The 11,720-nt window shown below is 65.3% G+C and carries 10 protein-coding genes; 2 read left to right on the top strand and 8 right to left on the bottom strand.

The features are described from left to right. Position 1: 1 nt before the first annotated feature. The gene (locus EWH12_RS03300) at positions 2–433 is read right to left on the bottom strand and encodes a hypothetical protein (protein WP_242495937.1); all 432 of its coding nucleotides are present in this window, start codon (positions 431–433) and stop codon (positions 2–4) included. Between the two features lie 141 nt (positions 434–574). Here EWH12_RS03300 and glpX point away from each other — a divergent pair, with 141 nt between their 5' ends. After that, positions 575–1,588 carry a class II fructose-bisphosphatase gene (glpX, locus tag EWH12_RS03295; protein WP_129925731.1) on the top strand — a complete coding sequence of 338 codons (1,014 nt, stop codon included), beginning with the start codon at positions 575–577 and terminating at the stop codon, positions 1,586–1,588. Positions 1,589–1,609: 21 nt separating this feature from the next. Here glpX and EWH12_RS03290 read toward each other — a convergent pair whose 3' ends face one another. The 7 genes from EWH12_RS03290 to EWH12_RS03260 all read right to left on the bottom strand — a co-directional run bounded on the left by EWH12_RS03290 (position 1,610) and on the right by EWH12_RS03260 (position 10,256). Further along, positions 1,610–1,987: a MerC domain-containing protein gene (locus EWH12_RS03290; protein WP_129925704.1), complete on the bottom strand. Its 378-nt coding sequence runs from the start codon at positions 1,985–1,987 to the stop codon at positions 1,610–1,612. Between the two features lie 76 nt (positions 1,988–2,063). Continuing rightward, a complete protein-coding gene (locus EWH12_RS03285) occupies positions 2,064–3,845 on the bottom strand; it encodes a sensor domain-containing diguanylate cyclase (protein WP_129925703.1) in 1,782 nt (593 codons plus the stop codon). 74 nt (positions 3,846–3,919) lie between these two features. Next, positions 3,920–5,404, bottom strand: coding sequence for a glycerol kinase (locus EWH12_RS03280; protein ID WP_129925702.1), 1,485 nt, complete (start codon positions 5,402–5,404; stop codon positions 3,920–3,922). Then, entirely contained in the window at positions 5,401–6,906 is a 1,506-nt protein-coding gene (locus EWH12_RS03275) for a glycerol-3-phosphate dehydrogenase (RefSeq protein ID WP_129925701.1), read from the bottom strand. Before EWH12_RS03275 ends, EWH12_RS03280 begins: the two co-directional genes overlap by 4 nt. 83 nt (positions 6,907–6,989) lie before the next feature. Then, positions 6,990–7,400: an ATP-dependent Clp protease adapter ClpS gene (gene clpS, locus EWH12_RS03270; protein ID WP_066599673.1), complete on the bottom strand. Its 411-nt coding sequence runs from the start codon at positions 7,398–7,400 to the stop codon at positions 6,990–6,992. A gap of 119 nt (positions 7,401–7,519) precedes the next feature. Then, a complete protein-coding gene (locus EWH12_RS03265; protein WP_066604824.1) occupies positions 7,520–8,377 on the bottom strand; it encodes a phasin family protein in 858 nt (285 codons plus the stop codon). Between the two features lie 139 nt (positions 8,378–8,516). Continuing rightward, the gene (locus EWH12_RS03260) at positions 8,517–10,256 is read right to left on the bottom strand and encodes a PHA/PHB synthase family protein (RefSeq protein ID WP_129925700.1); all 1,740 of its coding nucleotides are present in this window, start codon (positions 10,254–10,256) and stop codon (positions 8,517–8,519) included. Positions 10,257–10,399: 143 nt separating this feature from the next. On the opposite strand from EWH12_RS03260, the gene EWH12_RS03255 reads away from it, so the two are divergent. Continuing rightward, entirely contained in the window at positions 10,400–11,611 is a 1,212-nt protein-coding gene (locus tag EWH12_RS03255; protein WP_066599661.1) for an LL-diaminopimelate aminotransferase, read from the top strand. Positions 11,612–11,720: the final 109 nt, after the last annotated feature.

The following is an 11,720-nucleotide window of genomic DNA, read 5'->3' as shown; positions in this document are numbered from 1 at the left end:
CCTAATGCCGCCCGGCGCCCTGGATGCGTTCGGGCGGCGGTGGCGACAGGTCGGCATCGGGATCGACGATCGCCTGCACGCCCCTGGCCAGCGCGCCGATCATCTGGAACACCGGCAAGCCGCCAGTGCAGCCGGCGCCCTGTCCGCCGACCACGCCGCAACTGCCCTGTCGTACGGCGACGGCCGAGGCGCGCGGCGCTTCTCCCCGCAACGGCGCGGCGCCGCCATCGCTGGCACGGGGTAAAGGCAGCCGCTCGCGCGCATTGCGCTCCGCCCGCGTGCCGCACACCACGATCGCATCACCGCTGCGGTCGCACGGACGGACTGCCTGCGTCTTGGCCCGGTAGGCGGCCATCAGCGCATCCTCGCCTGTATCCTGCGCATGAGCGGACGATGCCATCGCCAGCGGGGCGAAAAGGAGGAACCGGGTCATGATGCCAGAAAAGCAGCCAATCATGGCCGCATCATGTCGCGGCCAATCGTTGCGCCATGGATCATGGCTCCGGCCTCCTCGCTCGACAAGAACCGACGAGACGCCTATCGGATCGATCGATAAAAAAGGCAGAGGAAAATGATGGTGCAGGCAAGCTCGACTCTGGATCGCGTCCTGGTGCTCGAAATGGTCCGCGTCACCGAAGCGGCCGCGATCGCCGCATCGAAGCTGATCGGCCGCGGCGACGAAAAAGCGGCCGACGCCGCCGCCGTGGAAGCGATGCGCCTCGCCTTCAACGACCTTTATATGGACGGCACCGTCGTCATCGGCGAAGGCGAGCGGGACGAAGCGCCTATGCTTTATATCGGCGAGAAGGTCGGCAACGCCATCGGCACCGGGCCGCGGATCGACATCGCGCTCGATCCGCTCGAAGGGACCACTATCACCGCCAAGGCCGGTCCGAACGCCCTGGCCGTGCTGGCCATTTCGGAAGAAGGCGGCCTGCTCAACGCGCCCGATGTCTATATGGAAAAGCTGGCGATCGGCCCCGGCTATCCCGACGGCACGATCGACCTCAAACAGTCGGTGCGGGAGAATGTCGAATCGGTCGCCCGCGCCAAGGGCGTCGATCCGCACGAAATCATCGTCTGCGTGCTGGACCGGCCCCGCCACGAAAAGCTGATCGGCGAACTGCGCGCTATCGGTTGCGGCATCATGCTGATCCCCGACGGCGACGTCGCCGGGGTCATCGCCACCACCGACCCGGAAACCACGATCGACATCTATATGGGATCGGGCGGCGCGCCAGAAGGGGTGCTCGCCTGCGCCGCGCTGCGCTGTGTCGGCGGCCAGTTCAAGGGCAAGCTGCTGTTCCGCAACGAGGATGAGAAAGGGCGCGCCCGCAAATGGGGCATCACCGATCTCGAAAAAATCTATGACCTCAATGAACTGGCGAAGGGCGACTGCATCTTCGCCGCGACCGGCGTGACCGACGGCTCGCTGCTCGACGGAGTCAAGCGCCTGCCCGGCGGCAAGCTGACCACCGAGAGCGTGGTGATGCGCGCCAGCACCGGCACCGTGCGCTGGGTGAAGGGCGAGCATCGGATCGACACAAAAGCCGCTGAACGAAAAAAGGGAGCCATTCAGACTCCCTGACCTCACATATTGCAGCCGATTCTAACGGCCGGCGCGATGGTTGAGGTCGTGGCCCAGCGCCAGGATGCCGACGCCGATCAGCGTATAGACGCCTTCCTGCAACCCATGGTCCATGGTGAGCGCGCCGGCCATCACCCCCAGCCCCAGCGATCCGATCGCCGCGGGCATCATATAGCCATGGACCAGCGCGCCATGGCCCAGCGCCACCGCGCCCAGCAGGATCGCCAGCACCAGCCCGGCTTCGTGGAATATAGGGCTGTCGAACATGCCCCCCGCCGATGCCAGCAGGCCCAATATCACCGCCGTGGCGAAGCAATGGGCGACGCACAGCCCCGACAGCGCGATCGCGATGCGATCGATCCGGCCGCTCAACAGGGCATGGCGCAAGGTCAACTTCATGGTCGCGATTACATAGGCCAGCCGACCGTAAGTTACAACATAACATTGTAATTTTTCCGCGGGATCGCGCGGCCGATCAGGCCGCCAGACGCAGGCAGTTGCGGCCGCTATGCTTGGCGCGATAGAGCGCCTTGTCCGCCGCCTCCAGCAGCGTCGAACGGTCCGACGCGCCATCGAGCGCGACCAGCCCGGCGCTGAATGTCACGCTGATCGCCAGCGACGCGCCAACGGCGATCGGCTCGTCCAAGATGGCGCGCAGCCGTTCGCACATCATGCTGGAGCGGTCGATGTCGCTGTCGAGCAGCAGGATGGCGAATTCCTCGCCGCCCAACCGGCCGATGCTGTCGCCCGCCCGCAGGCCGGGCCGCAGCCGTTCGACGAAGGCGCTCAGCACCCGGTCGCCCGCGCCATGGCCGTAGCGGTCGTTGACCGATTTGAAATGGTCGATGTCGATCAGCAGCAAAGACGAACGGGCGCCGGAGGCGGCGCGCGCGATCTCGTGATCCAGCTTGTCCAGAAACGCCCGGCGGCTATCCGCCCCGGTCAGCGAATCGCGCGCCGCGACCTGTTGCAGCGCGCGTTGGCGCGCCTTGTGCCGCGACATGTCGCGGATCATGCTGACGACGCCACTTGGCAGGCCGCGCTCGTCGATCATGGCGCGGCTCACCATTTCGCACCATTCCAGCCCGTCGGTCGTCACCAATGGCCGGAATTCGACCTTCTGCGCCGTACCCGGCTGCTCCAGCGCGCGCCGATGGGTGGCGATCACCACGGCCCGATCCTGCGGATCGACCAGGTTGGCGGCGGCCTGTCCCAACAGCAATTCGGGCGCGCAACCAATCTGCTCGGCGGCGGACAGCGATGCATATTGGATGACGCCATCGATGCTGATGTTGAGCACCACGTCGCCGCTATATTCGGCCATCGCGCGATAGCGCGCCTCGCTCTGCTGCAACATCTGGAACAGCCGCTTGCGCGCCGCCAGCTCTACCGCGACGGGCATACACAGCAGGAAGCTGAGCGCGAGATAGAATTGGAAGAACTGAATGCGCTCGCCGGGCGACCCGACGACCCATGTCAGCGGGCCGATCCCGGCCATCGTGGCGCCACCGCCGATCGCCGCCAGCAGGATGACCGCCGCCGCCGATCCCATATGACCGACGCGGAACGCGATCAGCATCAGCGGCAGGAGCGGCGCGAACAGCAAGGGATAACGCGCCCAGAAAAAAACATGCACGGTCGTAAGCGCGAACAGGCCGAGCAGTAGCACCGCTTCCAGCTTGGCGCGGGACGATGCCTCATCCATCCACCGCCGAAATTCGCCCTGAAACGCCATGATCAGGATCGGCGCGCAGGTCAGCCCTCCCAGCACATGGCCGGTATACCATTGCACGAAGGAGGGCCAGAAGGACACCGACGTCAGGGCCGAGGCGACCAGCGCCGCGGCCAGACCAGCGACGATATTGGCCACGCCGCACAGCGAGACGACGAAGACGATCAGCGGCCGGATGGCGCCGATCACCAGCCGGTCGATGACGAACCAGCGACACATGACCGCCACGATCAGCGATTCGGCGATATTGATCGCCGCCATGGGCACGGCCGCCGCCGGTCCCATGCCTACCCAGGCGGTCGCCGCCGCGCTGGCGACCCCGCAGGCGATGACGGCACGAGGCCAATGCGCGACCCGCGAAGTCAGCAACTGCGCCATCAGAAAAGCATTGGCGCACCAGATAAACGCCAATCCGCCCTCGAATCGGGACAGCATCAGGGCCAGCGACGCCACGACGAAATAAACGCAGCCGGTCACGACCGGTGCGATCCATAAGGAAGGTTGGCGAAGGGCGGTATGCGGCATGTCGCTGGCGATGCTAGGCGTTCATCGTTAATATTTGCTCACGATCGCCGTGTCGCCATGGAGGAAAACAGCCGCTAATCCGTAGCGGCTCCCTGCGCCGCCTGCGCCAATAACGCGCGCCACCCCGCCAGCCTTTGCGCCCGTACCGGCGCGGCGAGAACGGGCGCGAATCGCATCCCTGTCGCCGCCATGCCAGCCGCCGCGGCCAGCGAGGGGAACAGGCCGGCCCCGACCCCCGCCAGCATGGCCGCGCCCCGCGCCGTCGTCTCCACATCGCCAGGCCGTTCGACGGTCAGGTCCAGCATGTCGGCCACGTCCTGCGCGATCCAGTCATTGGCGCTCATTCCGCCATCGATCCGCAGCGACCGCCAGGGCGCGCCATCAGCGGCAAAGGCGGCAGCGAGGTCATGCAGCTGATGCGCCATCGATTCGAGCGCTGCCCGGACGATATGCGCCCGGCCGGCGCCATGGGTCAGCCCGACGATCATGCCGGTCGCCTCCGGCCGCCAGTGCGGCGCGCCCAGGCCGGACAAAGCGGGCAGCAGGAAGACGCCGCCATTGTCGGGCACGGAACGGGCGATCGCATCGGTATCGGCCGCCGCCGCGATCAGGCCGATCCGGTCGCGCAGCCACTGGATCAGACTGCCCGCGACGAAGATCGATCCCTCCAAGGCATAGTGGCGCCGCCCCGCTATCTGATACAATATCGTGCCCAGCAGCCGCTGGGCGGACGTCGGCGCCGCCTCCCCCACCGGCGCCAGCACGAAAGCGCCAGTGCCCAAAGTCGCCTTGACCGCGCCCGGCGCCAGGCATCCTTGCCCGATGGTCGCCGCCTGCTGGTCCCCCGCCAGCCCGCAGACCCGGATCGGCCCACCCAGCCATTCCGGCAGGGTCGCGCCGAAATCGCCCGCATTATCGACGATCTCCGGCAACGCCGCCTGCGGGACGCCGAACAGGGCGCACAGATCCCTATCCCATCCCGCCCCGTCAAGCGCCATCAACTGCGTCCGGCTGGCATTGCCGGCGTCGCTGATATGCAGCCCGCCGGTCAGCTTCCACACCAGCCAGCTTTCGACCGTGCCCAGCGCCAATCCGTCCCCGGCCGCCGCGACATCGGGGCGGTGGTCGATCATCCAGCGCATCTTGGTCGCGGAGAAATAGGGGTCGATGACCAGGCCGGTGCGCCGCTGGACCAGCGGCTCATGACCCGCTTCCCGCAAGGCCGCACAGTGATCGGCCGTGCGCCGGTCCTGCCACACGATCGCCCGGCCGATCGGATCGCCCGTCCGCCGGTTCCAGGCGACCGTCGTTTCGCGCTGGTTCGCGATGCCGATCGCGGCGACCCGGTCCGCGCCACCGGCCCGATCCACCATCCGCCGGGCGCAGGCCAGCGTGCGGGTCCAGATTTCCGCCGCATCATGCTCGACCCAGCCGGGCTGCGGATAATATTGGGTCAGGTCCGCCTGCGCGGTCGCAATCCGCGCGCCGTCGGGGGCATAGAGCATGGCGCGGGTCGATGTCGTGCCCGCGTCCAGCACCAGCAACAGCCGCTCGCTCATAGCCTCTCCTCCAGCCACCGCTCCAGCCGATCGACCTGCGCCCGGTCCAGCCGCAGCCCCAGCTTGCTGCGCCGCCACAGCATGTCCTCACTGGTCTGCGCCCATTCACGGGTCACCATATGCGCCGCCTCCGCTTCCGTGAAGCCATGGCCGAAGTCCAAACCCAGCGCCGATGCATTGCGGGCCGCCCCCAGCCAGACCCGCGCCTGGGTGCCGTAGGCGCGTGCGATCCGGTCAACCGTGGCGGACGCCAGAAAGGGATAGTCGCGCGCCAGACCGGCGGTCAGGTCCGCAAGGCCGGTCATGGGAAAGTCGCCGCCGGGCAAGGGCGCATGGGCGGTCCAGTCGCCACCCTGCAACATCGGCAGATGGGGCTTGAGTAGATTGACCGCCTCCGCCGCCAGATGACGATAGGTGGTGATCTTGCCGCCGAAGACGCTCAGCAGCGCTGGCGCGCCAGCCCCCCCGTCCAGTTCCAGGCGATAGCCGCGCGTCGCCGCTTCGGGCCTCGCCGATCCGTCATCGACCAGCGGCCGCACCCCGGCATAGGACCAGACGACATCGGCCGGCGCGATCGATCGCGCGAAATAGCGATTCGCGCCCTCGCACAGATAGGCGATCTCCTCGGCGCTTGCGGCCACATGGTCCAGCCCGCCGTCATGATCGCGGTCGGTCGTGCCGATCAGCGTGAAGTCGCGTTCATAGGGGATGGCGAAGAAGATGCGGCCATCGGGCAGTTGGAAGAAATAGGCGAAGCCGTGATCGAACAGGCGCGGCACGACGATATGCGATCCGCGCACCAGCCGCATATGCCGGTCGGTCGGCCGTTCGGCGCGGTGGAGCAGGTCCAGCACGGCCGGCCCGGTGGCGTTGACCGCCGCGCGGGCGTGGACAGTCTCTTCCCCGCGCTTCGACCGCGTCACGATCCGCCAATGGCCATCGGCGCGCGCCAGGCGGATGACGGTCGTCCGGGTGCGCACGTCCACGCCTCGATCAGCGGCATCGCGCGCATTGAGCACGACCAGCCGGGCGTCGTCGACCCATCCGTCGGAATAGCAATAGCCCGGCCCGAATCGGGCCTTCAACGCCACGCCCGCCGGATGGCGACGCAGGTCGATCGCCTGCGTCGCGGGCAAAGCGCGACGGCCGCCTATATGGTCGTAGAGGAACAGGCCCAGCCGCAGCATCCAGCGCGGCCGCAGCCCCTTGGTCCAAGGCAGGACGAAACGCATCGGATGGATGATATGCGGCGCGATGGCCCAGAGCCGCTCGCGCTCGGCCAGCGATTCGCGCACCAGAGCGAACTCGCGATGCTCCAGATAGCGCAGGCCGCCATGGATCAGCTTGGTGGATGCCGACGATGTGCCGCTGGCAAGGTCGCCCTGTTCCAGCAACAGCACGCGCGCGCCGCGCCCGGCCGCGTCGCGGGCGATGCCACAGCCATTCACCCCGCCGCCAATGACGGCCAGGTCATAGATGTCGGCTCTTGGCGCGTCGCTCACGCCTGCCGGTGTAGGATGGGCAGGCGCGCGAGGGAACCGCGAAAACTATGCCCGCTCAAGAACCGATTAACGCTTGGCCCCGGTCAGGCCTTTTCCAGCGTGCATTGCAACGGATGCTGGTTTTGCCGGGCGAAATCCATCACCTGGTTCACCTTCGTCTCGGCGACCTCATAGCTGAAAATGCCGCATACGCCGACGCCCCGCTGGTGGACATGCAACATCACCCGCGTCGCTTCCTCCATGTCCATGCGGAAGAAGCTTTGCAGCACATGCACGACGAACTCCATCGGGGTATAGTCGTCATTGAGCAGCAACACCTTGTAGAGCGAAGGCTTTTTGGTGCGGGTGCGCGTCCGGGTGGCGATTCCGACGCTGGGACCGCCTGGCCCCTCGCCCTGATCGTCCGGATGCTGGCCGGCCATCGCAACGGGGCCTGCATGGGATGTGGTAAGGCTGTTCATGATGCTCAAGGATATGGCGATTTGCCGCGCCATGGCAAGGGGCCGAAAAGCCCATCCGGCCGGTAGGACGATATTTCAGCGTTATGGCAAAGGGGCGCCGCTTCCGTGATGGAAGTGACGCCCCTTTGCTACGATAGGGAAAGCGTGGCCGATCAGGCGGCCAGCGACTTCACCTTGTCGGTCACCAGCGTCACGCGCGCGGTCAGCGGCTGAGCGATGTCACCGGCCAGCTTCATCATCGCTTCGCTGCTCTTGGCGGCTTCCTTGGTGAACTCGTCGAAGCTGCTCGAAAACATCTGGCTCTGCAACTGGAAGAATTCGGTCGGCGTCTTGACGGTCGAGAAGGTCTTGAACGACGCGGTCGCCTTTTCAAAATTCTTGCGGCTGTAATCGACGGCTTCCTGGCCCATGGTCTCCATGGCCTTGGCGGCGATCTTGCCGGACTCGACCAGCGCTTCGACATTGCCCTTGGCGATGTCGCTCAGCTCTTCAATCGCCTTGGTCGATTTCTCGACGCTGGCCTTGGCCTTCTCGTTCATGTCGGCATAGGCCGTTTCGAACTTGGCTTTGGTGTCTTCGGCGAACTTCTTACCGGTTTCGATGACATCGTTCATGATCTTGGTTCCTTCTGCGGGCAGCGGCTGGGTCGCAATGGTTTCGGCCTTGGCCAGGCTCTCTGTAATTTCGGGTTCGGGCGCGGCGTCCACCGCCGTCGACGCGGCGGCGATCGCGACGGGATCAACCTGTTCGGTCGGGATCTCGGCAGTTGACGAAGGCGTCGGAGCGGGCGTCGGCGTCGGCGTGGGGGCAGGCGTCGGCGTGGGCTCTTTCTGCGGATTGGTGTCAATCGGCTTCACCGCGGCCGAAACCGCTTTTTTGGGCGCGGGCTTCTTTTCAGCCGCGCCACCGATCGCCGCTTCCGCCGCCTTGAGCGCCTCGCTCGCCGACAGGGTCGACGAACCGGGCTTGGCAAGCGGGCTGCTCTTCGGGGTCTTTGGGGTAACAGCCATGACCATCCTCCGTTTGTTGCAGTGCACAATAAGGGTTTTGAAAGCGCCTTGCAAGGCTTATTGTGCACCGCAACAAAATTGAAACGGACGGTTGGACGGCTTTTCGGCACTATTGGCCGAAAAGCTTATATTATGGAACTTAGCGCGCCTTTACGTAGCGTCCGGGCGCATCTTCGATCGCCTTGAGACGGCCTTTCCCCGGCTGCCGCGCGCCCTTGGCCGGCACCGTGCGCGAATCACCCCGTTCGATCCAGGCGCGCCAATCCGGCCACCAGCTTCCCTTGGTTTCCTTCGCCATCGCCAGGAAATCCTCCAGCGTCGGCTGCGCCTCGTCCGCCACCCAATATTGATATTTGTTCGCTGCGGGCGGATTGATGACCCCGGCGATATGTCCAGACCCCGCCAGCAGGAACCGCACCGGGCCGGACAGATTTTCCGTCAGCTTCCATACGCTTTCCAGCGGGGCGATATGGTCCTCCCGTCCGGCCTGCACATAAGCGGGGGTCTGGATCGTCTTGAGGTCGATCGGCGTACCGTCCACGCTGATGGCGCCGGGCGCGACCAGCAGATTGTCGCGATACAGCCGGGTCAGATAATCCTTGTGCCAGCGCGCCGGCAGGTTGGTCGTGTCGCCATTCCAATAAAGCAGGTCGAAGGGCGGATAATCCATGCCCAGCAGATAATTGTTGACGACATAGTTCCAGATCAAGTCGCGCCCGCGCAGCAGGTTGAACGTGACGGCCATATAGCGCCCGTCCAGAAATCCGCCCGACGATAGCTGATCCACCAGCTTCATTTGCTCGTCGTCGATGAACAAGGTCAGGTCGCCGGCCTTGCTGAAATCCACCTGCGCGGTGAAGAAGGTCGCGCTCGCCACCTTGTCCGCCTGCCCCCGCGCCGCCAGCAGCGCCAGCGTCGCGGCCAGCGTCGTCCCCGCGACGCAATAGCCGATGGTGTGGACGCTCTTCACCTTCAGCAGGTTGCGCACCGTATCGATCGCATCGACCTGGCCCTTAAGGATATAATCGTCCCAGACCAGATCCTTCATGGAGGCGTCGGCCGACTTCCACGATACCAGGAACACGCTGATCCCCTGATCCACCGCCCATTTGACGAAACTCTTTTCCGGCGACAGGTCGAGAATGTAGAAACGGTTGATCCAGGGCGGGAAGATGATGAGCGGGGTTTCCAGCACCGTCGCGGTCGAAGGGGCATAATGGATCAGCTGGTAGAGCGGGGTTTCGTGAATGACCTTGCCTGGCGTCGCGGCGATGTTGCGCCCCAACTCGAATTGCGTGCCGTCGGTATGGGTCAGTTGCCCCTTTTCCATGTCGGCCAGCATGTGCTTGAGGCCCTTGACCAGATTCTCGCCGCCGCTCTCGATCGTCTTCTGCACGACGGTCGGATTGGTGAGCGGGAAATTGGCGGGCGAGAGCGCGTCCAGCATCCCGCTGGTGGCGAAACGCAGCTTGGCCTTGGCCTTGGGATCGACGCCATCCACCGCGTCCGCCAGCCGGGTCAGATAGTCCGACACAAGCAGATAGCTTTGCCGGATCAGGTCGTAAAAGGGATGCTGCGTCCAGGCCGGGTCGGCAAAGCGTCGGTCCTTGGCGGCCGCCGGGCTGTCCGCCGGCGCCGGGTCGGGCTGATCGCGCAGCAATCCGCCCGAATCGAGGAAACGCTGCCACAGCGCCAACCCTTCATCCGCGAAGCTGGTCTGGATGCGCGCCACGGTTTCCGGGTCGAAGGGCAGCACGCGGCCCGTCGCGCCCGCCGCCTGTTCCAGCATCAACTGCTGGGCGCGGCCGATCACCTCGGTCCATTGCTGCATCTGCTGGAGCGTGGGCAGGTGAGGTTCCATGACGTCGGCTTTATCCATGGCCACCTTGCTCCTCCTGGCATCATTGCGTCGCGCCGCTTTCGCTGGCGCGTCGCAATCGGGCGAGTTATAGCCAGATTGTGACATGCCAGCGGCGCGTTGCGCACTATTCCCTACAGAGAGCTTTCAGGAAAGCCCCTATAATGTCCGAAGAATTTTACCGCATGAAGCGCCTGCCGCCCTATGTCATCGCCGAAGTCAATGCGATGCGAGCGGCCGCCCGTGCGGCGGGAGAGGATATTATCGACCTGGGCATGGGCAATCCCGACCTGCCGCCGCCGCCGCACGTCATCGCCAAGCTGATCGAGGTGGCGCAGAAGCCAGACGCCCATGGCTATTCCCAGTCGAAGGGCATTCCCGGCCTTCGCAAGGCGCAGGCCAATTATTACGGCCGCCGCTTCGGCGTCGATGTCGACCCGGAAACCGAAGTCGTCGTGACCATGGGGTCGAAGGAAGGGCTGGCCAGCCTCGCCACCGCGATCACCGCGCCGGGCGACGTCGTGCTGGCCCCCAATCCCAGCTACCCGATCCACATGTTCGGCTTCATCCTGGCGGGCGCCACGATCCGGTCCGTGCCAACGACCGCGGACGAAAATTATTTCCGCGCGCTCGACCGCGCCATGGCCTTCACCGTGCCGCGCCCGTCGATCCTCGTCGTCAACTATCCGTCCAACCCGACGGCCGAGACGGTCGACCTCGCCTTCTACGAACGGCTGGTCGCCTGGGCGAAGGAGAATAAGGTCTGGGTGCTGAGCGACCTGGCCTATTCCGAATTATATTATGACGGCAATCCGACGCCCTCCATCCTTCAGGTGCCGGGCGCGAAGGATGTCGCGATCGAATTCACCTCGCTGTCCAAGACCTACAGCATGGCCGGATGGCGCATGGGTTTCGCCGTGGGCAACCGCAAACTGATCGCGGCGATGACGCGGGTGAAATCCTATCTCGACTATGGCGCCTTCACGCCGATCCAGGCGGCCGCCTGCGCCGCGCTCAACGGGCCGCAGGACATCGTCGAGAAGAACCGCCTTCTCTATCACAAGCGCCGCGACGTGCTGGTGGAGAGCTTCGGCCGCGCCGGATGGGACATTCCGCCTGCGCGCGCATCGATGTTCTGCTGGGCGCCGTTGCCGCCGGCCTTGAAGGAGATGGGGTCGCTGGAATTCTCCAAACAGTTGCTCACCCATGCCAAGGTCGCGGTCGCTCCGGGCGTTGGCTATGGCGAGGATGGCGAAGGCTTCGTCCGCATCGCCATGGTCGAGAATGAACAGCGACTGCGGCAGGCGGCGCGCAACATCAAGCAATATCTGAAATCCATGGGCGTCAATGCGCCCTCGTCCAAGGGCGTGGCCTGATTGCAGGACGCGGCGTGTTCCCGCGAAGCGGGAATCCAGTTCAGACGACAGGACTGGGTTCCCGCCGTCGCGGGAACACCTGCTTCGTCTAAACAGGGCGTGCAATGGC

The sequence above is a fragment of the Sphingobium cupriresistens genome (assembly GCF_004152865.1).
Lineage (GTDB): Bacteria > Pseudomonadota > Alphaproteobacteria > Sphingomonadales > Sphingomonadaceae > Sphingobium > Sphingobium cupriresistens.
The sequence above is the reverse complement of the archived record's forward strand: the minus strand, read 5'-3'. Positions and strand labels throughout refer to the sequence as shown.